This is a genomic window from Porphyrobacter sp. TH134, from assembly GCF_002855495.1.
GTDB lineage: Bacteria > Pseudomonadota > Alphaproteobacteria > Sphingomonadales > Sphingomonadaceae > Erythrobacter.
On sequence record NZ_PKRO01000018.1, the window covers coordinates 1 to 22779 of the forward strand.

At 63.9% G+C, this 22779-nt stretch carries 20 protein-coding genes; 7 read left to right on the forward strand and 13 right to left on the reverse strand.

What is annotated here, in order from left to right; translation table 11 throughout:
- Positions 1-65 precede the first annotated feature (65 nt).
- Both C0V72_RS09285 and C0V72_RS09290 read right to left on the reverse strand, forming a co-directional pair.
- Complete coding sequence (locus C0V72_RS09285) at positions 66-926, reverse strand: polysaccharide deacetylase family protein (protein WP_143704556.1); 861 nt, start codon at positions 924-926, stop codon at positions 66-68.
- A 57-nt stretch (positions 927-983) separates the two neighbouring features.
- A complete protein-coding gene (locus C0V72_RS09290; protein WP_101793858.1) occupies positions 984-1745 on the reverse strand; it encodes a competence/damage-inducible protein A in 762 nt (253 codons plus the stop codon).
- Between the two features lie 19 nt (positions 1746-1764).
- On the opposite strand from C0V72_RS09290, the gene C0V72_RS16730 reads away from it, so the two are divergent.
- A complete protein-coding gene (locus C0V72_RS16730; RefSeq protein ID WP_267893430.1) occupies positions 1765-1887 on the forward strand; it encodes a hypothetical protein in 123 nt (40 codons plus the stop codon).
- A 10-nt stretch (positions 1888-1897) separates the two neighbouring features.
- On the opposite strand, the gene C0V72_RS09295 is transcribed toward C0V72_RS16730, so the two are convergent.
- Positions 1898-3421 (reverse strand): flavin-containing monooxygenase, encoded by a 1524-nt coding sequence (locus tag C0V72_RS09295; RefSeq protein ID WP_101793859.1) that lies wholly within the window; start codon positions 3419-3421, stop codon positions 1898-1900.
- A gap of 142 nt (positions 3422-3563) precedes the next feature.
- Here C0V72_RS09295 and C0V72_RS09300 point away from each other — a divergent pair, with 142 nt between their 5' ends.
- On the forward strand, positions 3564-5609 hold the full coding sequence (locus tag C0V72_RS09300; RefSeq protein WP_101793860.1) for a TonB-dependent receptor plug domain-containing protein: 2046 nt from the start codon (positions 3564-3566) through the stop codon (positions 5607-5609).
- A gap of 206 nt (positions 5610-5815) precedes the next feature.
- Positions 5816-8374, forward strand: coding sequence for a TonB-dependent receptor (locus C0V72_RS09305; protein WP_233999872.1), 2559 nt, complete (start codon positions 5816-5818; stop codon positions 8372-8374).
- Positions 8375-8697: 323 nt separating this feature from the next.
- On the opposite strand, the gene C0V72_RS09310 is transcribed toward C0V72_RS09305, so the two are convergent.
- Positions 8698-9861 (reverse strand): acyl-CoA dehydrogenase family protein, encoded by a 1164-nt coding sequence (locus tag C0V72_RS09310; protein WP_101793861.1) that lies wholly within the window; start codon positions 9859-9861, stop codon positions 8698-8700.
- A 151-nt stretch (positions 9862-10012) separates the two neighbouring features.
- Complete coding sequence (locus tag C0V72_RS09315; protein ID WP_101793862.1) at positions 10013-10786, reverse strand: crotonase/enoyl-CoA hydratase family protein; 774 nt, start codon at positions 10784-10786, stop codon at positions 10013-10015.
- A gap of 119 nt (positions 10787-10905) precedes the next feature.
- On the opposite strand from C0V72_RS09315, the gene C0V72_RS09320 reads away from it, so the two are divergent.
- From C0V72_RS09320 to C0V72_RS09335, 4 genes are all read left to right on the forward strand, one after another.
- Entirely contained in the window at positions 10906-12174 is a 1269-nt protein-coding gene (locus C0V72_RS09320; RefSeq protein ID WP_101793903.1) for an acetyl-CoA C-acetyltransferase, read from the forward strand.
- A gap of 1 nt (position 12175) precedes the next feature.
- Positions 12176-13702, forward strand: a complete 1527-nt coding sequence (locus C0V72_RS09325; RefSeq protein ID WP_101793863.1) for an acetyl-CoA acetyltransferase — start codon at positions 12176-12178, stop codon at positions 13700-13702.
- 190 nt (positions 13703-13892) lie between these two features.
- A complete protein-coding gene (gene hppD, locus C0V72_RS09330; RefSeq protein ID WP_101793864.1) occupies positions 13893-15008 on the forward strand; it encodes a 4-hydroxyphenylpyruvate dioxygenase in 1116 nt (371 codons plus the stop codon).
- Between the two features lie 119 nt (positions 15009-15127).
- Positions 15128-15691: a VOC family protein gene (locus C0V72_RS09335; RefSeq protein ID WP_101793865.1), complete on the forward strand. Its 564-nt coding sequence runs from the start codon at positions 15128-15130 to the stop codon at positions 15689-15691.
- Between the two features lie 33 nt (positions 15692-15724).
- Here C0V72_RS09335 and C0V72_RS09340 read toward each other — a convergent pair whose 3' ends face one another.
- The 8 genes from C0V72_RS09340 to C0V72_RS09375 all read right to left on the reverse strand — a co-directional run bounded on the left by C0V72_RS09340 (position 15725) and on the right by C0V72_RS09375 (position 22751).
- Positions 15725-16666, reverse strand: coding sequence for a hypothetical protein (locus tag C0V72_RS09340; protein ID WP_143704557.1), 942 nt, complete (start codon positions 16664-16666; stop codon positions 15725-15727).
- A 147-nt stretch (positions 16667-16813) separates the two neighbouring features.
- Positions 16814-17137: a hypothetical protein gene (locus tag C0V72_RS09345; protein WP_143704558.1), complete on the reverse strand. Its 324-nt coding sequence runs from the start codon at positions 17135-17137 to the stop codon at positions 16814-16816.
- A gap of 159 nt (positions 17138-17296) precedes the next feature.
- Positions 17297-17614: a hypothetical protein gene (locus C0V72_RS09350; RefSeq protein WP_101793868.1), complete on the reverse strand. Its 318-nt coding sequence runs from the start codon at positions 17612-17614 to the stop codon at positions 17297-17299.
- Positions 17607-17822: a toxin-antitoxin system HicB family antitoxin gene (locus C0V72_RS09355; RefSeq protein ID WP_101793869.1), complete on the reverse strand. Its 216-nt coding sequence runs from the start codon at positions 17820-17822 to the stop codon at positions 17607-17609. Before C0V72_RS09355 ends, C0V72_RS09350 begins: the two co-directional genes overlap by 8 nt.
- A 7-nt stretch (positions 17823-17829) precedes the next feature.
- Positions 17830-18732 carry an SPFH domain-containing protein gene (locus tag C0V72_RS09360; protein WP_101793870.1) on the reverse strand — a complete coding sequence of 301 codons (903 nt, stop codon included), beginning with the start codon at positions 18730-18732 and terminating at the stop codon, positions 17830-17832.
- 70 nt (positions 18733-18802) lie between these two features.
- Entirely contained in the window at positions 18803-19981 is a 1179-nt protein-coding gene (locus C0V72_RS09365) for a GNAT family N-acetyltransferase (RefSeq protein ID WP_101793871.1), read from the reverse strand.
- The gene (locus C0V72_RS09370) at positions 19978-20811 is read right to left on the reverse strand and encodes a JmjC domain-containing protein (protein ID WP_101793872.1); all 834 of its coding nucleotides are present in this window, start codon (positions 20809-20811) and stop codon (positions 19978-19980) included. Before C0V72_RS09370 ends, C0V72_RS09365 begins: the two co-directional genes overlap by 4 nt.
- A gap of 104 nt (positions 20812-20915) precedes the next feature.
- Complete coding sequence (locus C0V72_RS09375) at positions 20916-22751, reverse strand: gamma-glutamyltransferase family protein (protein WP_101793873.1); 1836 nt, start codon at positions 22749-22751, stop codon at positions 20916-20918.
- Positions 22752-22779 lie beyond the last annotated feature (28 nt).

Sequence of the window (22779 nt, forward strand, 5' to 3'; positions counted from 1 at the left end):
ATGCTCCCCGCCCCTGAAATCATCGCACGGTCACAACGAGACACCTCGTAACACTGGGTGTCGCCTTAGCTCGTAACACTGGGTGTCCATTGACACATGGCCGCCAGCGCCTTGACCAGCCCGGTAAAGCGATGCCGCACTACGCGGTTGGCGGCCAGCTTGCGACGGTTGATCAGTTCGAAAGAATGGCTGACGAGCGTGAAAGTCTCCTGTCCGGCATCACGCGCGTGGCGGATGGCGGCCAGCATCTCGCCCAGCGAAAGCGCGGTGATCTGGGCATGGCGCTGTCCGCCGCCCATCGCGCCGATGCTGCCGACGGGGACTTCGATCACGCCCATATGCACCAGCGGGTCGCGGATGTGCGGGCCAAGGCTGATGCGGCAGGCACCGGTGCCCGCCATCGCCGGGCAATGGCTCGAATCGTAAGCAATACCGAGGCTGGCCAGCGCGCGCAGGGTATCATCATTCGCGCCGTAATTGCCCGCCCGGAACGCGACCGGCGCAGGCGCGCCTGCCGCCATCAGCACGGTGCGGGCATAATCGAGGATCTGGCATTGCTCCTCGAACGGAAAGTCGGCGAGGTTCTGGCCGGTGCGTTTGGAGGTGAGCGGATTGGCCTCGCCCGCCAGCCGCAGCCATTCGGAATGGCAATGCAGCTGCACATCCTGTCCGGCGGCCATGATGGGGCCGACAATATCTTCAATCGCGGCCACGCCCCACACCAGCGCGGGCATGGGATCGACGAAGAACACCGCTTTCTGGCCATGGCGGGCCAGCAGATCGAGCTTGTGCGCGATGCCGGCCGGGCCTTGCGGGGTATTGCACGCGATCGAGCGGGCGAAATTGTCCGCCCGGTCTGCCGCGCCCGGCCCGGTGTAAAGCCCTGAGGAATACTCGGTATCAATCGTGATGAAGGCCCGCGTCATGACCCGGGCGGTGTAGCGCAAGAGAGTTAAGACCGGGTGATGATGTCTCTTGGGACGTCAGATCCCGCCCGGCGTCACCGCATGGCCGTTGCTCGTGAGCCCCTGTGTCAGGTTGTCTGCGCAGGCCTTGAGATCGTCGGCGCTGACCGAGCGGATCACGAAATTGGCCCCGACCCGGCCTTCGCGGAAGAACGGGTAGGAGCCGATCTGGCAAGTGGCGTGTGCCGCTTCGGTCTGGCGCAGCAGGTCGGCGACTTCGCTTTCGGCGACCCAGCAGCCGAGCGTTTCGGAGAGCAGCGGCGCGCCGCCTTCCAGCTGGCCGGTCAGCGCGTCGAGCATCCCTGCCGTGATATGCGGCACGCCCGCCATCAGGAACAGGTTGCCGCGCCGGATGCCCGGCGCGCCCGACATGCGGTTGGGGATCAATTCCGACCCTTCCGGCACCCGCGCCATGCGCAAGCGGCCCTCGTTGAGGCCCCCGCGGGTTTCGTAATAGCGCTCCAGCAGCGCGCGGGCTTCGGGATGGATGACCACCGGCACGCCGAGCGCCGCCGCGACCGCGTCCACGGTGATGTCGTCATGCGTCGGCCCGATCCCGCCGGTGGTGAACAGGTAATCATAGGCAAGGGTGAGCGCGTTGACTGCCTCGACAATCCGCGCTTCCACATCCGGCACCACCCGCACTTCGGCAAGGCGGATGCCCTGCACCTGCAACCAGGTCGCGACCTGCGCGATGTTCTTGTCCTGCGTGCGGCCGGAGAGGATTTCGTCACCGATGACGATGAGTCCGGCGGTCCAGATTTTTTCGGGAGAAGTCATGGCGAAGGATTAGGGGAGAATGGCCCGCAGCAAAAGACTTTCGTCATTGCGAGCCGAAGGCGCGGCAATCCTTGGTCTGACCGTTCAGCACCCGCGCCGTCTGGTGATGGATTGCCGGGTCGCCTTCGGCTCCTCGCAATGAGGACAATCGCCTACTCCGCAGCCTCCAGCTGTTCCTCGCCGCGCTGCGCATTTGCGCCAGCCTTGGTAAAGGTCAGGATGCCATCGGTCAGCGGATCGTCCTTCATCCGCTTGCGATCGACCACATATTCCTGATTGAGCCGCCACGGATAGCTGACCGAATTGCGCGGCATGATATGCTTGCCGCGCTGGATATAGCCGGACGAGAAATCGAACACGTCATCCTCGGTGATCGCCGCCTCGCCCGCGGGCGTCAGCACCGGGGTGGCGATGGTCGTGCCGGTCTTGCGCATATGTTCGAGCACACGGCAGACGTAGTCCGAATTGATGTCGGCGCGCAAAGTCCAGCTGGCGTTCAAATAGCCGAACACCACCGCCAGATTGGGCAGGTTGGAGAACATGCAGCCCTTGTAATAGAACCGCTGGTTGAAGGCGACCGGATCACCATCAACGCTGATCGCGATCTTGCCGGCGACCGCCAGTTTCAGGCCCGTCGCCGTCACCACGATATCTGCTGGCAGGAAAGTGCCATCGGCCAGCCGCACGCCGCCCTTTTCGAATTTGGCGATCCGGCCGGTCACGACGTCCGCCTTGCCCGCCTTCATCGCGGTGAACAGGTCCTGATCGGGCACCAGACACAGGCGCTGTTCCCACGGGTTATAAGGCGGGGTGAAGGTCGCCTTGTCGTAATCGGGGCCCAGCGCCTCTTCGATCTTCTTGTAAAGCGCGTCCTTCACCTTCTGCGGGTTGTCGCGCGCCAGTTTGAAGCTGAAGTCCTGCATCTTGATGTTCTTGAACCGGGTCAGCCGGTAGGCGAGTTTTTCAGGCAGGATCGCCCGCAGGAAATTGGCGATGGCATCCTTGGCCGGGCGCGAGAACATCCACGTCGGCGTGCGCTGGAGCATGGTCACATGCGCCGCCTCGCGCGCCATCGACGGCACGATGGTCACCGCAGTCGCACCCGATCCGATGACGACGACATTCTTGCCCTTGTAATCCAGATCGTCGGGCCAGAACTGCGGGTGGAGCACTTGCCCCTCAAACTCGCCGAAGTCGAAGCCGGGATCATAGGCTTCATCGTAATCGTAATAGCCTGCGCCCAGATAGACGAAATTCGCCGTCATCTGCGTGCGCGAACCATCGGCCTTTTCCAGTTCGACATGCCAGCGCGCGTCATCATGCCGGAAATCGGCCGAGATGACCTTGTGGCCGAAGCGGATGTGCTGGCGGATGCCGCGCTCGTCCACGATCCGGTCAAGGTAATCGAGGATCGCGGGCGCATCGGCGATGCTCTTTTCATGACGCCACGGTTCGAAATCGAAGCCCAGCGTGTGCATGTCACTATCCGAGCGGATGCCGGGGTAGCGGAACAGATCCCACGTGCCGCCCAGGTTATCGCGCCGTTCGACGATGCAATAGGAATGGTGCGGGGCTTTCATCCCCATATGCGCGGCCATGCCGATCCCGGAAATCCCGGCACCAACGATCAGCACATCGAAATCTGCCACAGAGGGGTTTGACGGTGTTGCGAGCATGACGGGGCCTCTCTCCCTATTTTTTGACGATGTAACCACAGCGCCTGCGCAAAAGCGAGTCTTGAATAGCAAAGTGCAACTGAGTTTGAGCCGAGCGCTGTGAGGGGTGACGCATCGCCCGGTAACGTCTAGGCGGCGCATCATGACGATCCGCCATCACCTGCTCGCCTCCGCCCTGCTCCTTCCCGTCGCCGTGCCGCTGACCGCGCAAGACGAGGTGCCGCTGACCGATGACGCGCCGGAGGAGAGCGCCTTGGCCGACGAAATCATCGTCACCGGACGCGGGCTTGATGCGGCGCTGTCAACCGGGATCTATGCGACCACCACCATCGAGCGCGACGTGATTGTCGCCAGTCCCTCGGGCCGGATCGAGGACGTTCTGCGCGGGGTTGCGGGCTTCCAGCAGTTCCGCCGCTCTGACAGCCGGTCGTCCAATCCGAGCGCCCAAGGCGTGACCTTGCGCGCGCTGGGCGGTAACGCCACCAGCCGCGCGTTGGTGCTGCTCGACGGCGTGCCGCTGGCCGATCCGTTTTTCGGCTATATTCCGTTGTCGGCGATTGCGCCCGAGACGCTCGGCTCGATCCGGGTTACCCGCGGCGGCGGATCAGGGCCGTTTGGTGCAGGCGCGCTGGCCGGCACGATCGAGCTGGAAAGCGCCGGGCCCGATAGCATCGCGCCGGTGCTGGGCAGCGCTGCGATCAATGACCGGGGCGAGACTGAACTCTCAGGCGTCCTGACGCAAAGCCTCGGCCGCGGCTTTGCCACCGCCAGCGGGCGCTGGGACCGGGGCCAGGGGTTCTTCACCACGCCCGCCGATCAGCGCGTGCCCGCCACCGCGCGCGCCGCGTTCGACAGCTGGAATGCCGCGCTTCGCGCCGCGGCGCCGCTGACCGACACGGTCGAAGTCCAAGCCCGTATCGCCACCTTCCGCGACGACCGTACGCTGCGCTTTGCAGGTGCGGACTCCACCAGCTCAGGCGAAGAAGCCTCGATCCGCTTTGTCGGGCGGGGCGAATGGGCGTTTGATGCGCTGGCCTATGTCCAGACGCGCGACTTCAGCAACATTGTGATTTCCTCGACCCGCTTCACCCCCACGCTCGACCAGCGGCGCACGCCGTCCACCGGCATCGGCGGCAAGTTCGAGCTGCGCCCGCCGATCCTTGAAGGCCACGACATCCGCATCGGTGCCGACTACCGCCGCGCTGATGGCGAATTGCAGGAAGAAGCGCTGAACGCGGTCTCCGGAGCAATTACCGAGCGGCGGCGCGCGGGCGGGGCCACCAGCAATCTCGGCATTTTCCTTGAAGATGACTGGCAGATCGGTCCGCTGCTCATCAATGGCGGCCTGCGCGCCGACCGCAGCAGCATCACCGATGGTTTCTACCGCGCGATCAGCGCCAATGGCGTGCCGGTCAGCACGATCATCGCACCCGACCGCAGCGACTGGACGGCAAGCTGGCGCGCCGGGGCATCCTTCAATGCCACTCGCCGCCTTGATCTGCGCGCGGCGGCCTATACCGGCCTGCGCCTGCCGACGCTGAACGAACTCTACCGCCCCTTTGTGGTCTTTCCGGTGGTGACCGAAGCCAATGCCGCGCTGGAAAACGAACGGCTGGAAGGCTTCGAGGTGGGGTTCGACTGGCAACCCGTCAATGCGCTGGTGATGTCGGTCACCGCCTTCGACAACAAGGTGAAGAACGCGATCGCCAATGTCACCATCGCGCCCAATCTGCGCCGCCGCGAAAACCTGCCCGCGATTGCAGCGCGCGGGATCGAAGCGAACGCGGCGGCGAAGTTTGGGCAAATGAGCCTCGATGCCGGACTTGCCTGGACCGATGCCGAGGTGCGGGGTGAGGGCGCGTCGCTGGAGCTTGACGGCAATCGTCCCGCGCAAACGCCGGAATTCGCCGCCACGCTGACGCTTGGCTGGCAGCCGGCTGACGGCTGGCGGCTGGCAGGAACGCTGCGCCATGTTTCCACCCAGTTCGAGGATGACCGCGAAGCTGACCGACTCGCGCCGGCGACCACCTTGGACGTGTTTCTGGCCGCTCCGCTACGGGGTAACCTTGCTCTCGTGCTGCGGGCCGAGAATGTAACAGACGAGAAAATCATCACCCGCAACCAGGGTGGATCGATAGATCTTGGCGTGCCGCGCACGCTCTGGGCAGGATTACGCTACGGCTTCTGAGTGGATGGCGATGGCCGGGTAATAATCTTACGGCATTTACTGCAAATGCGAAGTCATGCTGCGTTGCAGCGAGTTATGTGGTATTTTTGCTACTGTCCCGCATAACTTGACTGCGACTCTTGTTAGGCCGCGTGACCCTGATAGGTTTCGGCTCGCTAACCCAAGTCCGGCACAAAGACCGGCTGGTATGTGGAGAGAGGGAAACCATGACGCGCAAGTTCGCAACATTCGCCTGCGGCCTGATGGCCTGCAGCGCTTTGACCACCCCTGCCTTTGCCCAAGATCAAGATAGCGGGGAACAGGCGACCCGCAACACCGACAACGTCATCATCGTGACCGCCACCCGCCGCGCGCAGGATGTGCAGGACATTCCGTTGGCGGTGACAGCCATTTCGCCGCAGCAGCTTGAAGCGCAGCGTGTGGTCAACATCCAGCAGATCGCAGCCCTCGCTCCCAGCTTTACCGCCAGTCAGGCGCAGCTTGCTTCGGGCTCGGTGGTGCTGCGGGTGCGCGGCATCGGGACAACCTCGAACAATATCGGCTTTGAAAGCGCGGTCGGCATCTTCATCGACGGCGCCTACCAGGCCCGTCCGGGCGTGGCGCTCAGCGAATTCGTCGATGTGGAGCGGGTTGAAGTGCTGCGCGGGCCGCAAGGCACGCTGTTTGGCCGCAACACCTCGGCAGGCGCGCTCAACATCACCAACGTCCGGCCTGATGTGACCGAATTCAGCGGCTTCGTGAACGCCGAATACGGCAATTTCGATGAAAAGAGCCTGCAAGGTGCGATCAACGTACCGATCGTCAAGGACACAGTCGCCCTGCGCCTGACAGGGGCCTACCGCGAACGGGACGGTTTCCTTGATGTGGTGAACCGGGCCGGCACCAAGGTCGGCGAGACCAATGATGTCGATCAGTGGCTGGTGCGCGGCCAGATTGGCTGGGATACCGAAAGCGGGCTGCGCGGGCGGATCATCGCTGATTATTCGAAGAGCAAATCAAGCTGCTGCGGTGCCATTGAACTGTATCAGTCGCCGCTGGTCACCGGCGGCGCCTATGCCGCCGTCGGCCTGGGTGCCAATGGCGGCAATGGGCAGCCTTCGGTTTCGCCCAATGCCCGCGATCAGGGTGCGTTCGAACAGGCGCTGGACAATCGCACGGTTTCGGCCAACTTCGCGCCGATCGCCGATATCGATAATTACGGGGTTACGGGCGAGCTTGAATTCCCGATCTCGGAAAACGCCGACCTGATCTTCATCGGTTCGTACCGCAAGTATCAGAGCTTCGAGAATTACGATTCCGACTTCACCGGCCTCGACATTTTCAACGTGCCCGGGCTTGACCTCGAAATCGACAACTGGACCGCTGAACTGCGCCTTCAGGGCGAGGCCGCAGAAGGCAAGCTTAACTATATGGTGGGCGGGTTCTATTCCGATGAAACGATCGATCAGTCGATCACCTTCACGCTGGGTCAGGACTTTGGCGAAAATGTCGGCGCGCTGCTGTTTGTTCCCACACAAGGACAGCTCGGCGCGAACCCGCTGACGGCGTTCACCGGTGTCGATCCGGCCGGAACGCGCACCACCAACCGCTTCCAGCAGGATGCCAAGAGCTACGCTGTCTTCACGCATAACTCCTTCGAGATCACCGACGGTCTCGAACTGACAGTGGGCGCGCGCTATTCGTGGGAAGAAAAGTCGGGCGGCTTCACGCAGACGGCAACCAACAACCGGATCTGTCCGGCAACGCTGGGTGCCCTCGGGATCATCCCTGCGGCGCTGCGCCCGTCGTTCATCGGCCTCGGCTGCTTTGGCTTCACAGCACCTGCCGACCTGCCGCAGGCTGCCGCCTTGCCGCTGGTGCGGACCTTCCAGTCGGACTTTGACGATGAAGAGCTGATCTACACCGTCAAGCTCGGCTACGAGTTCAGCCCGTTTGTGAGCAGCTATGCAAGCTTCACCCACGGTTACAAGGCGGGCGGGATCAACCTTGATACGACCGCAGCTGTCGCCGGCGCTGATCCGACCTTCCTGTCGGAAGAGGTTGATGCCTACGAAATCGGTGTGAAGGGGCAGACCCCCAATGGCGCGCTGACGGTCAATGTCGCGGCGTTCTATGAGGAGTTCAGCAACTTCCAGGTGCTGGAGTTCACCGGCACGGCCTTTGCGACCTTCAACGTGCCTTTGGCTGAAACCAAGGGCATCGAAGTCGAAAGCGTGATCCGGCCCACCGACGAGCTGACCTTCAATCTGGCGGCAACCTTCCTTGAAGCAACCTATCCGGATGATTGCGCCGGGACGCAGACATCGGTGCAGGTGCTGGCGCTGTGCGGCAACACGCTGACCAATGCGCCGCAGGTGGTCGCCTTGGCCGGGGCCATGTGGGAAAAGCCGATCAACGATTCGGTGGAGCTGTTCCTGTCAGGCCAGGTCCGCCTCGAAGGCGATCAGCGCACCTCGACTCAGGCGATTATCCTGCCGGGTGCTGCTGAAGTCGCGGCCAATGGCGGGCTCCAGCAGGCGATCGACAACGCGCCGCCGATCATCGCAGACATTCAGGATGGCAAGGCCTTCGTGAACCTGCGGGCGGGTTTGCGCTTCGGTGACGGCGCCTATGCGATCGAAGGCTGGGTCAACAACCTGACGGACGAAGTGGTGCGCGGGGTGACCTTCAACACCACCCTGCGCGGCAGTGGTGCGGCCAACTCGCGTTCGGCCTTCACCCTGCCGCCGCGCCAGTACGGCGTGACACTGCGCGCCCGGTTCTGAGGCGCGTCACAAGTTAGCTCCGAAAAAGGAGCGGGAGAGGAGGGCGATCCGGGCGACCGGATCGCCCTTTTCTTTTCCCGCAGTCCCTCCCCGTCCCGCGAGGGATGGGGAGGTGGCACCGCGCAGCGGTGACGGAGGGGTGGGACGTGCGGCTTACCCCTCCGTCACGCGCCCGCGGCGCGCGCCACCTCCCCATTCGCGGGGCGAACGGGGAGGGACTTTGGGGCCACGGAAAAGGCGGCCCGTTGCAGGGCCACCTCTTCCAAAAGCGATCATCGCGCCGGAACGGTCGCGCGAGCGACCGCAAGACTACGCGACTGCGCTCACATAGAACGCGCGATCAGCATCTTCATGATCTCGTTCGACCCGCCGTAGATCCGCGCGATGCGCGTATCGCGGTACATGCGGGCGATGGCGTAATCATTGATGTAGCCCGCGCCGCCGTGGAACTGGAGGCACTTGTCGACCACTTCGCTTTGCAGTTCGGTCACCCAGTATTTCGCCATGCTGGCGGTCGCAACGTCGAGCTTCCCTTCAAGCAGCTTGGCGATGCAGTCATTGACGAACACCCGCGCTGCCGTCCCGCGCGCCTTCAAGTCCGCCAGCACGAATTGCGTGTTCTGGAAGTCCCAGATCGTCTTGCCGAACGCCTTGCGGTTCTTGACGTAATCGACCGTGACATCGAGCGCCTTTTCGATCCCCGAAATGGCGTTCATCGCGATTACCAGGCGTTCCTGCGGCAGCTCGCCCATCAGCTGGTAGAACCCGCGCCCTTCCACACCGCCCAGCAGATTGTCGGCCGGGATGAAGACGTTGTCGAAGAACAATTCGCTGGTGTCCTGTGCATCCAGCCCGATCTTGTCCAGCTTCTTGCCGCGCTGGAACCCTTCGGCGCCGTCGGTTTCAAGCAGCAGCAGCGAGATACCCTTGGCGCCTTCCGCCGGATCGGTCTTGGCAACGACGATGATGAAATCGGCGAGCTGGCCGTTCGAGATCCAGGTCTTCGAGCCGTTCAGCCGGTAGCCGTTGCCATCCTTTAGCGCGGTGGTCTTGATCGATTGCAGGTCGCTCCCGGCATCCGGCTCGCTCATTGCGATCGCGCTGACGAGGTCGCCTGCCACCAGACGCGGCAGGTATTTCTGCTTCTGCTCCTCGGTGCCGTGGCGGACCAGATAGGGCAGGATAATGGTGTTGTGCAGCGAGGCACCGAAGCCGTCGACGCCGTGCTTGCCCTGCTGGTCGATCACGACCATGTCATGCCGGAAATCGCCGCCGTGGCCGCCATATTCGGTCGGCACCGAGACGCCGAGCAAGCCCGCTGCGCCCGCCTCGCGCCAGAATTCACGTTCGACCATCCCGTCCTCGCGCCACTTCTCGACCCGCTTTTGGGGCGCGTGTTGCATGTAGAACTTGCCGACCGCGTCGGCAAAAATGGCGATTTCTTCTTCTTCCATGAAGGCCGGCTGGGGCACATCGATGACGGGCATTGTGGATCCTCTCTCTCAAAACAAAGAACCGTTCGTGCCGAGCTTGTCGAAGCGCCGACTTTTTTCTGCGCCGGCGGCAAAGTGAAGTGCAGCCGTTGATCCTACGGATCAGCTTCGCTTCCGACAGGCTCAGGGCGAACGGAGAATTTTGCTACTTGCCCGTCCAGTTGGGCTTGCGCTTTTCGGCAAAGGCGGCTGCGCCTTCGCGGGCATCGTGGCTGACGAAGACCGGGCCGATCAGCGCGCCCTGCTTGGCGTAGCGCTCATCCATCGCCCAGCCTCGCGATTGCTTCATCACCTGCTTGGACACCTTCACCGCCAAAGGCCCGTTGGCAGCGATGCGGGCGGCCAGCGCCTTGGCGGCATCAAGCGCCGGACCATCGGTCACTTCGTTGATGAGGCCGAGGCTGTAGGCGCGGTTCGCATCGATAAAATCGCCGGTCAGCGCCAGTTCCAGTGCGATGCGTTCGGGGATCTGGTCGGGCAGCATCATCACGCCGCCCGCCGCCGCCACAAGGCCGCGCTTCACTTCGGGGATGCCGAACTTCGCGCCCGAATGGGCCACCACGAGATCGCAGGCGATCATCAGTTCAAGACCCCCGGCCAGCGCATAGCCTTCGACCGCGGCGATCAGCGGCTTGGCGGGCGGGGCCTGCACCACGCCGCCGAATCCGCGGCCTTCGACGCTGGGAGATTCGCCGCGCAAAAAGCCCTTGAGGTCCATCCCCGAACAGAAGGTGCCGCCTGCGCCGGTCAGGATGCCGACGCGCAGATCGTCTTCGGCATCCAGCCGGTCCATCGCGGCTGCGATCGCTTCCGACGCCGCCTTCGTCATGGCGTTCTTGGCTTCGGGGCGGTTGATGGTGACGATGAGGACACCGTCCTCGACTTCAGTCAGCACTTCGGGGGCGGTGGTGTCGCTCACGTCACTTCTCTCCTGTCAAAATTGTGATTGCATTTTGAAACGCAATTCTTGTGCGAGTGGTGCAGCCGGTTTACGGAGACGTCAACCGCAATTTCAATATGACGGAAGAGAGGATCATCATGGCTGAGGCTTACATCATCGACGCAGTGCGCACCCCGCGCGGGATCGGCAAGCAGGGCAAGGGCGCGCTGGCCGCTGAACATCCGCAGCATCTGGCAGCAACCGTGCTGAAGGCGATCAAGGATCGCAACGGGCTGGACACTGCGACGGTCGATGATGTGATCTGGTCGGTCAGCACGCAGGACGGAATGCAGGCGGGCGACATGGGGCGCATGGCAGCGCTCGACGCAGGCTTCGACATTACTTCGTCCGGCACGACGCTTGATCGCTTCTGCGGCGGCGGCATCACCAGCGTTGCGCTCGCCTCGGCGCAGGTGATGAGCGGGATGGAAGATTGCGTCATCGCCGGGGGCACCGAGATGATGAGCCTCACCGCCGCGATGAGCCAAGAGAAGATGCGCGCCGGGATCAAGCCGCCGATGATGGGCAGCTATAACGAGCGGCTACAAGCCGTGCACCCGCAGTCGCATCAGGGCATTTGCGGCGATGCGATTGCCAGCATGGAAGGCTTTACCCGCGAAGAGCTGGACGAGGTCGGCTACCGCTCGCAGCAGCGCGCCGCCGAGGCGATGGCCGCGGGCCGCTTCGCCAAGTCGGTGGTGCCGGTGGTGGCCGATGATGGCACGGTGCTGCTCGACCATGACGAGTATCCGCGCCCGCAGACCACCCGCGAAGACCTCGCCAAGCTCGAACCGGCCTTCCCCAAGATCGCCGACGTGCCGCTGGACGCCAATGGCACCACCTTCCGCAAGCTGATCAACCAGAAGTACCCTGATCTGGAGATCCAGCACTTCCACCATGCGGGCAACAGCTCGGGCGTGGTCGATGGCGCGGCGGCGGTGCTGATCACCTCCAAGGACTATGCGCAGAAGCACGGGCTGAAGCCGCGCGCGCGCATCGTCGCCACGGCCAACATGGGCGATGATCCGACGCTGATGCTCAACGCGCCGGTCCCTGCGGCGAAGAAGGTGCTGGCGAAGGCCGGGCTGACCAAGGACGATATCGACCTCTACGAAATCAACGAGGCCTTCGCGGTCGTCGCCGCCAAGTTCGTGCGCGATCTCGAGCTTGATTGGGACAAGGTCAACGTCAACGGCGGCTCGATTGCCTTGGGCCACCCCATCGGCGCGACCGGCTCGATTCTGATCGGCACCGTGATCGACGAGCTGGAGCGTCGCGGTGGGCGCTATGGCCTCGTCACGATGTGCGCGGCGGGCGGCATGGCGCCTGCGATCATCGTCGAGCGGGTGGACGGCTTTGTCGACTAACGTGCCAGATAACACCCCGGTCATCATCGGGGTGGGCCAATATTCGGAAAGGGTGGGCGAGCCGGGCTACGAAGCCCTCTCCTATATGGACCTCGCGGGCCGCGCGCTTGCGGGGGCGATTGCCGATAGCGGAGCGAGTGGGTCGGTGGCGGATGCCATCGACACCCTCGCTGCGATCCGCGCCTTTGAAATGTCGCGCCCGGATCGCAAGCCGCCTTTCGGCGCAGCGGACAATGTGCCTCGCGCGATTGCCAAGCGGGCGGGGGCGAACCCTGCGCGGGCGATTCTGACCACGACGGGCGGGCAGACCAACCAGCAATTGGTGGGCGAATTCGCCACTGCCATCGCGGCGGGAACAAGCCAGTGTGCGGTGATCGTCGGCAGCGAGGTGATCTCGACCGTGCTCGCGCTGTCGGCCAAGGGCGAAATCCCCGACTGGTCTGAAGCCATCGGCGGCGACTTCGAGGATCAGGGCTTCGGCGTCGACGAACTGATGGAGCCCGTCCTATTCATGCACGGCGCAAGCGGGGCGATCCCGCTTTATGCGCTGGCCGAGAACGCGCGGCGGCATAAGCTCGGGATGGGGCTGGAGGAATACCGGCTCGAAATCGGCAAGCTGTTTGCGCCTTTCACCAAGGTCGCGGCGGCGAACCCTCACTCGGCGGCTCCGGTGGAGCGCAGCGCCGAGGAACTCGCCACCGTCACCGACCGCAACCGCATCGTTGCCGAACCCTATCCGCGCATGACGGTGGCCCGCGATCAGGTGAATCAGGCGGCGGCGATCATCGTCGCCAGCGCTGGTCTCGCCCGCGCCTTGGGCGTGCCAGAGGACAAGTGGGTGCACATCCACGCCGTCACCGCCGCGACCGAGCTGAAGCTCTCGCAGCGGCCTGACCTCGCGGGTAACCCCGCCTCGCTCGCCAGCGTCGATGCGGCGCTGGCGCGGGCGGGGAAGTCGATCAGCGACATGCGCTACATCGACTTCTATTCGTGCTTTGCGATCCCCGTCTTCAACCAGTGCGACCACTTCGGACTGTCAGTCGACGACCCGCGCGGGCTGACGCTGACGGGCGGCCTGCCGTTCTTCGGCGGGGCGGGGAACAACTACTCGGCCCACGCCATCGCCGAGGCCGTACAGCGGGTGCGCGGCGACCGGGGCTCCTACGCTTTGGTGGGCGCGAATGGAGGGTGGATGAGCAAATACGCCACCGGCGTATACTCCACCGCGCCCGCCGACTGGTCCGCGAACGACCGCTTCGCCGTGCTCCGCAAGGCGACCGACAAGGTGCCGGTTGCGAAAGGCCCGGTCGATGCCGCAACGGTCGAGACCTACACCATTAACCGTGGCCCCAAGGGCGCCGAGGCGATCTTCATCGGCCGCTCCGACGCAGGCGATCGGGTGGTGGGCAATGCCGATCTGACTGACCCTGCCACGGCGGCGGCTTTCGAGGGTGGCGAGCCTTTCGGCGCACGATTGACCCTGGAGCAGGACGAACGCGGGCGCACGGTGGGGCGGGTCATAACCTAACCCGTTCGCCCTGAGCCTGTCGAAGGGCCGTACTTCACTTCATCTGTCAGCCAAAGAAGAAGTGCGGGGCTTCGACAAGCTCAGCCCGAACGGGATTGGGGAACAGTTCGATTGCCTCTGCCTTGCGCGAATCGTCCCTTTAGGGTAGATGGTTTCAATTGAAACTATCTCGCCAGCGGGGATTGCAGACATGAACGCGCCCACCCAAGACCTGTTCGATAACCCCGCCGGGCTCGACGGGTTTGAATTCGTCGAATTCTGCGCGCCGGAAAAGGGCGTGCTTGAGCCGGTGTTTGAAGCGATGGGCTTTACCCGTATCGCGCAGCATCGGTCCAAGGACGTGCACCTGTGGCGGCAGGGCGGCATCAATCTCATCGCCAATTACGAACCGCGCAGCGCTGCATGGTATTTCGCGCGCGAGCATGGCCCGTCTGCCTGCGGCATGGCTTTCCGCGTGCGCGATGCGGCCAAGGCCTATGACCACCTGATCGCCAAGGGCGCGGAGCCGGTCGCGGTGCAGACCGGCGTGATGGAACTGCGCATCCCCGCGATCCGCGGTATCGGCGGGGCGATCCTCTATCTGGTCGATCGTTATGATGGCGCGAGCGGCGGTAATGGCCTCACCATCTACGACATCGATTTCGAATATCTGCCCGGCGTGGACAAGCACCCCGTTGGCGCGGGCTTCCACACGATCGATCACCTGACCCACAACGTCTACACCGGGCGGATGAAGTACTGGGCCGATTACTACGAGACCCTGTTCAACTTCCGAGAGATCCGCTTCTTCGACATCAAGGGCGAATATACCGGCCTCACCTCGCAGGCGCTGACCGCGCCCGACGGCAAGATCCGCATTCCGCTCAATGAAGAAGGTGAAGGCGGCAAGGGCCAGATCGACGAGTTCCTGAAGGCGTTCAACGGCGAGGGCATCCAGCATATCGCACTGATCTGCGACGATCTGCTGGCCTGCTGGGACCGTCTCCAGAAACTCGGCGTCCCCTTCATGACCGCGCCGCCTGCGACCTATTATGCGATGCTTGACGAACGCCTGCCGGGCCACGGTGAGGATGTAGAGGCATTGAAGATGCGCGGCATCCTGCTCGACGGGGCCACGGAAGGGGGCCAGCCTCGCCTGCTGCTGCAAATCTTCGCGCAGGCGCAAGTCGGGCCGGTGTTTTTCGAGTTCATCCAGCGCAAGGGCGACGAAGGCTTCGGCGAGGGCAACTTCAAGGCCCTGTTCGAAAGCCTCGAACGCGACCAGATCATCCGCGGTGTGCTCAACGTCGAGGAACTGGCGGAGTAAACCTTTCTCGTCACCCTGAACTTGTTTCAGGGTCCATCCCTCGGCATCGAGCAGGGCTCACGGCGGCGCGATGGATGCTGAAACAAGTTCAGCATGACGAATATTTGGAGTGAAGGACCATGACCCACCCTGTTAACCTCGCCGGCATCCACCACGCCGCCTACCGCTGCAAGGATGCCAAGGAGACGGTGGAATGGTACGCCCGCGTGCTGGGCATGACCTACACCACCGCCTTTGCCGAGGATCACGTGCCATCCACGGGCGAATATGATCCTTACATGCACATCTTCCTCGATGCGGGGAACGGCAACATCCTCGCCTTCTTCGAACTACCGAACCAGCCGGCGATGGGCAAGGACCCGAACACGCCGGCATGGGTGCAGCATCTGGCGCTGAAGGTACCTTCGGAGGAAGCGCTGCTGGCGGCCAAGGCGCATATCGAGGCGCAGGGCATCGATGTGCTCGGCCCGACGCATCATGGCATCTTCAAGTCGATCTACTTCTTCGATCCCAACGGGCACCGGGTGGAACTGGCCGCCGATATCGGCACGGCCGAGCAATATGCCGAACTTGCCCGCGTCGCGCCTGTCATGCTGGAGGAGTGGTCGCAGACCAAACAGGCCCCGCGCCATGCCGATTGGCTGCATGAATTGGCCCGGGCGGAGCACGCGGCCAAGGCGTAAGCAGCGCTTTTGCCCGCGCTTATTGCTGCGCCGCTACTCGGGCGCGGGGCCGCAGCTCAAGCGGATTTCGCTCAGAGCAAGGTCATAGGTGATGCGCGAACATTGCGCGATCTGATCGCGGCCGATCCGGGTCAGCAGATCGGGTTTGCCGCGGCCCTTGCGCGCACTGACCAGGATCTGGTCCTTGTCGAAACGCGGATCGTTTGCGCCGATTTCGCCCACGCGCTTGGGATCGCCGTAATCCTCGACCCGCACCGCAAAGCGCTCCACCGCCAGATCGCCAAGCATGATCGGGGCGGCGATGCGCATCATCCGGGTTGGGCGTTCGACGGCAAAATCCAGCTCGGCCATCCCGTCGGTATCGGGTTCGAACCCGCCATCCTGATGGGTGGCAATGAAATTGGCGGTGGGCGCTGTGATCAGGTTTTCGGCCCGTTCGGGCACGAAAATCATCATCAACCGCTTTTTGCCGACGGTCACCTCGGTGCCAAGGCGGGTGTTGCCCGTGCCCCCGGCCCGCATCAAGGGGAAGCGCTGAACGCTCTCGCCCAAAACCGGCGGAGCAAGGGCAATCGTCACGCGCGCATAGGGCAGGTGATGGATGCCAATCACCCCATCGGCAGTGGCCGATGCGGTGCGGTTGGCCCAAGCGAGCGGCACTGACACCGGACCTTGGCCAAAATCTGCGAGCACCGGAGCGCCCTGTCCGGTTACCGAAACCGGGCCAAAGCGCCACTCGCGCCGGAATTGCGGGACCAGTCGCAGGCGTTCAGCCACACCGGGGTTGATGACCGGCGGTCCGAACGCCTCCGCGCTCACTTCCAGTTGCAACGGCACGCCGTTGATCGTGATAGCGATCAAAGAGCCGCTTTCGATCAGCAATTCTTCAGGCCACGGCGCCGGTGTGACAGGCGGGTCGGCCTGCTGGGCCGCGGCGTCGGCGGGTGCGACAATCCCGCCAAGCATCGCGGTCACACTGAAATGACACGCCGCCATTACCGCCACCGGCAAAAGCCGATACCGAGGGTTCAAATCCGAACCAGATTCGGAAGCGCATGTTCGCATGGCTTGTTGCGCCCTTCGGTTGTTCCCGCCGCGTCCACCCGAAGCGCCGGGCCAAAGCTATTTGCTGCGCCGCTGCTTGCGCCGTTCGTATTGCTTTTGGCGGATCAGTTCGGCGACTTCCACCACTTCGCCGCGTGAAAGCATCCACCAGATCGCGCACACAGTCCAGGCGATCAGCCCGGCGCAAAACAGCACAAGCCCATGAACAAACTCCGGCTGGTCCCCATAGGTTTCGGCATGCATGACAAACCATCCGACCAGGCCGGCGAGAAGCACCAACCATCCGCCCAATTGTGCCCAACCTTTCGCTCCGCGCGGAACGATGGTGAAGCTACCGGGGCCCCGTCGGTAGACGACGAAGGGCTTGTCAGAGTTGCGCATGATCCTCTCCTGCGGCCCGCACCAACATTTTTTGCGGGTCCACGATGGCGTGAAAGTAACACGGTTGTTGTTGTAAGCGCCCGTTGGACTGAGCGGTCAATATAAAATCTTTTTGTGAAAATACAGCGCTATCTTTGCCCTTATCCGCAATCGGAACGGTTACCGTCGCTGCTTGCGATCATGTGCGCGCTTCTGCCGGAGCAGGGCCTCGACATCAATCACCTCGGCCCGCGCTTTCATCCAGCGGATGCTGGCAAAACTCCACACCAGCACCGCGGCCAGATAGGCCGCCAGCGCGGCCCAGAATTCCGGGCGGCCTTCAAGGCTCTCGGCCACGATGGCGAAGGCAACCGTCGGCACCGCGAAGACCACCATCCACGCCGCAAATTGGGCCCATCCGGCCTTGCCCCGCGGCATGATGGTGAAGTTCCACGGCCCGCGCCGCACCATCACGAACGGCTTGTCTTGTTCACGCATCGCTTGTTCCCCTGGTTGCAGCGCCGGGCGGACGGCCGCGCCGCACCGCTTCACTTTTGCCAACCTTCACCCCGCGCCGCGCCAAGGCCTCGCGCAGCAGCACCTCGATCTCGGCGTTCACGCTGCGCAGGTCGGCATCGGCGAGGCGCTGGACCGCATCGTGCAGCGCCGGATCAAGGCGCAAGGGGAAGGCTTTTCTGGCAGGCATGGCAGGATCAGTAGAGCGACCCGGCGTTGACCACCGGCTGCGTGTCCCGTTCACCGCACAGCACCACCATCAGATTCGACACCATCGCCGCTTTGCGTTCGTCATCAAGATCGACCACGCCCCGCTCGCTGAGTTGGGCCAGCGCCATTTCCACCATCGTCACCGCGCCTTCGACCAGCTTCTTGCGCGCCGAGATCACCGCTTCGGCTTGCTGGCGGCGCAGCATCGCCCCGGCGATTTCGGGGGCATAGGCAAGGTGCGTGAGGCCGCATTCGTCCACGGTGATCCCGGCGACCGCCAGCCGTTCGATCAGGGCAGCGCGCAGTTCCACGCCCACTTCCTCGTGATTGCCGCGCAGGGTGATTTCGAGATGTTCGATATCGTCATAGGGATAGCGCGAGCCGATGGAGCGCACCGCCGCCTCGATCTGCGCAGTCACGAATTCGCGGTAGTCATCGACATCATAGAGCGCCTGCGCGGTGTCGGTGACGCGCCATACGACCTGGGCTGCCATTTCGATCGGATTGCCGCGCGCATCATTGACCTTGATGGTCTGCGAGATGACGTTGTTGGCGCGCACCGCGATCTTGCTGCGGGTCAGCCAGGGCAGCACCCAGCGCAGGCCCTCGTTGCGGTCGGTGCCCTTGTAGGCGCCGAACAGCTGGATCGCGGCAGCTTCGTTGGGGTTGATCATGTAAAAGCCGCAAAGGATCAGCAGGCCGATGAAGCCGGTGATGATCGCCCCGATCATGCGCACCGCATCCGGCTCGGCCAGGGCGACCGCGCCGATGAACTGCCAAGCCGCCGCCCCGACCAGCAGCAGCGCGACCAGCAGCATCACATAACCGCTCTGGGTAGAAGCCGGGATTTCGCGGCTGCGATTAAGGGCATAGGGTTCAGCAGAGGACATGACGAATCTCCATCGACGATATAATTATGATATCATATTTATGCCGACGGCAAGGATGGTCAAGCCGAATTCAGAGCCGGTGCCAGGCCGTTTGCATCGCCATCAGCCGATTGAAGGCCGCCTTCCGCGCCCGTCCGCCGATCCCTATTGCGAAGCTGCCGAAGGCACGGCGATCCGGCCATAGCGGATCGCCCGGTGCATCCGGCACAGCGCAGGTATCGAACAGGGTAATCGCCTCGTCCTTGGCCAAAGCAGCCACTCGGCGCATCAGCAACCGACCCGGCGCAAAGCTGCGGAACGCTTCGTCAAAGGCCATCTTGAAGCCATAGCCATGGCCGTCTGCAACCAGCCAGCTGGTCATCGCCACAATCCGTTCGTCCGCGATCAGGCTTGCCAGGCGGACGGCATGGCGCTTGTGTCCTTCGCGGATCACTTCGCGGAACAATCCGGTTGTCGCCTTGTGGCAGCCGATGGCGCTGTCGGCGCGCCCTTTCCATCCGGCGCGTTCCAGCGCGAGAAAGGCCGCCAACCAGGGTTCGCACGCCTCGGATTGCTGGTGCAGCACCAACGCCACCGGGCCGTGGGCTTGCGCGAGCTTGCGTTCCAGCCCGTCGAGCCGTTTGTTGAGCTTTTTCACATCGCTGTTGTTTGCATCGGCGGTTGCGTCACTGACAGGCCTGGTTGCGATCCGCGCCGGGCGCGTAAAGGTGTGGTGGCCATGCAGCGCGCGCCCCTGTTCGGCGCACAGGCCAATCAGGGCAAGGCTCGCCGGATCGGTCAGCGGCAGGGTGTCGATGTAAAGCGCCAGAGCCAGCCCCGGGTGCCGGTCGAAATGCGCCAACAAGGCTTGCCAGAAGGCTTTCTCCCCGCCGGCCCGGATCAGCGGCGTGCCAATAAACTGGTTGGCCGCATGCCATCCCTGCCAAGTGGGTGCTGGCCAGCGACCGATCTGCGGCTCCAGCGTCAAGGGCAGGGCGCCGAGCCATAGGCCTGCCGCGTTCTCGACCACTGCCAAGCGCAGCGACCGTTCGTGTCCGCAGTGGCGTAGCGCCGGTTCCATGAACCAGTCGGCCGCAAAGATGTTGCCCGGCGCGGCACTGGCAGTGAGGTTGGCCCAATGCCGCCGTGCCGACTGGCACAGGCTAGCCGGGCGGTGAAGCGTTACCCGCAGGTCGGATGCAGTGGCGAGCGTTGCGGTGGACGGGGCGTCCGGACTGGCAACCAGCAAGGTTTCATCAAACAGCTTCACAGCAGGCCCATCCTTTGACCGACCCGGCTGGCCGCAGCGCGCAGCCACGGGGCGTCAGCGCTGACCTGCGGATCATAGGCCCGCAGACCGAAGCGCCGCAGCAGCGGGTTGAGCGTAAGCGCATCGGCGACGGACCGGGTCTGGCGGCTTTGCCACGTTACGGAAAGCGAGATCGACGGCGCATCGCCCGCCCGCACCCAATGCGGCGCCGCATAGGGAACAAACAGCGCGTCGCCCGGCGCCAGCAGGTGCTGATCGCCCTTGGCGGCGTAATCGGGTTGCCAGTCGAGCATGTTTTCACCCGCCCGATGATAGCTCTCACGCTTGGCCAGATCGATGAAGGGCGGCGCGGGCGGATAGACGGCAAAAACCTTGTCACCCGCGATCTGGAACAGAATGTTGTATTCGGCATCGAAGTGGAACGGTGTGTGCGTGCCGGGTGCGGAGATGAAGACAAAGCCCTTGATGTCGCAGACCGGTCCCGTTGCCGGGCCAATCACCGGAGCCAGTTCGTGCAGCAGCCCTTCCAGCAAGGCGCGATAGGCCGGCAATTGTTCGATATAACGTAGCATGATCCACTGCGAAGCTACCCCGCCTGCGGCGATGGAATCGGCAGGGTGGGCATCATCGTCGAGCAGGCGGAAGGCTTCGCCATTGCCGGCATCATGCACCCGGCGTTCGACGTGCTGGCGCGGCAGGTCGCGCGCGGCCTGGGCCAGCGCAGGATAGGCGAGCAGTGGCTCTGCGGCGAGTTGGTGACGCAGGCGGCTCGCATCACGCGGATAGCGCGCGGCAAGCTGCGGCACCGAGGTGGGATTGATCAGCGACATGGATGCGGCCCTGTGCGTGAAATCTTGGCTCGATAACAGGGAATTAGCCCAATTGCGTGAAAGCCTCGTTAACGCAGGTGCCGGTCAGGCGGGCGTAGGCGCGGTCAGTAACCGCTCGCCTGCCCGTCTTTGCGCATCTCGGTCGCTCCGGTGTAAACGCCGGTCACCGGATCGCGGACAATCGCCTGATAGCCGCCAAAGGGGATGCCGGTGCTCTCGACCTCGACATTATGGCCCATCGCCTTCAGGGCTGCGACGGTCGCGGCCGGAATGCCGGGTTCAAGCTGCAACACGCCGAGCATATCGACCGGCGCGGTATCGGCAGGGCTGCCCGCCAGCGCATCGGTCGGCTGGCGGCCGCCATCGTGGTGCAGCCGCGCGGCATCGCCCGCTTCTTGCAAATTCATCCCGTAATCGACGAGGTTGATCAGCACTTGCACATGGCCTTGCGGCTGCATCCCGCCGCCCATCAGGCCAAAGCTCATCCACGGCTTGCCGTCCTTGCGGATGAAGGCCGGGATGATCGTCTGGAACGGGCGCTTGGCCGGGGCATAGGCGTTGGGGTGCGCGGGATCGAGACTGTAAAGCTCGCCCCGATCCTGGAACATGAACCCCAATCCATCGGCCACCAATCCGCCGCCCATCCCGCGATAATTGGACTGGATGAGACTCACCATCATCCCGTCCTTGTCGGCGACGGTGAGGTAGGTGGTGTCGCCTTCGCCTTCGAGTTTCGGGGCGATGAGCGCACCCGGGGTGAAGGCCGGCGTGGCACGCGCCGGATCGATCAGGGCGAAGCGCTGCTTGCCGTATGCATCGGACAGCAGTTCTGCGGGCACGCGGGCGAAGGCCGGATCGGCATAGAACCGCGCGGCGTCTTCAAAGGCGAGGCGCTTGGCTTCGGTGATGGTGTGGATCACCTCGGGGCTGCCGCGCTCCCACTGGCTGAGGTCCACATTCTTCAGAATGTTGACCATCTGGAGCGCCGCGAAGCCTTGCGAGTTCGGCGGCAGTTCGCACAACTCGTAACCCCTGCGGTATTCCACGCAGGCCACATCCACCCATGTGCTGTCATGCGCGGCGAAATCGGCGAGGGTGAAGGCGCTGCCCTGCCGCTGGAGGTAATCCACCATCGTGCGCGCGGTTGCGCCGGCGTAGAATTCGTCACGGCCGCCCTTGGCGATCCGCTCCAACGTGTTCGCCAGATCGGGATTGCGGAACATCTCGCCAGCCTGCGGCGCGCGGCCATCCTTGAAGTAGGTCGCCTTGGCATTCTCGAACTCGAACGGCGTGCGCGCCCGCTGGCGTTCGTAGTTCTTGAGCCCGCGGTCCAGATACATCGCGATCACCGGGGCGACCGGGTGGCCTTCGCGGGCATAGCGGATGGTGGGGGCCAGCACGTCAGCCATCGGCAGCTTGCCAAAGCGCGCGTGGAGATCAAACCATGCATCCACCGTGCCGGGGATTGTGACGGGCAGCACCCCCACAGGCGGCAGGCTGGTCGCGCCAGCGGGCAGCTTGGCCTTGAGCTGATCAAGCGTCTGGCCCGCTGGCGAGCGGCCCGATCCGTTGATGCCGATCAGCTGGCCGGTCTTGGGATCATGGACAATCGCGAACAGATCGCCGCCGATGCCGTTGCCGGTGGGCTCCATCAACCCGAGCGCCGCGTTGGCGGCAATCGCCGCATCGACGGCCGATCCGCCCGCTTTCAGGATATCGAGCGCAATCTGGGTCGCCAGCGGATGGGCGGTGGCGGCCATGCCGTGGGGGGCGATCACTGGACTGCGGCTCCACTGCGCGCCCACGGGCCGTGCGCCGGGGCCGATGCCGGAACTGGCTTCAGTCGTGCTGGTGGCGGGGTTGGCGGGCGCATCCTCGGCCAAGGCAGGGGCAGCGACGAGGGCGGTTGCGGCGAGCAGCAGGGGGGCGCGTTTGATCATGGGGCCGCACCCTAAGCCGCTCGTCGCG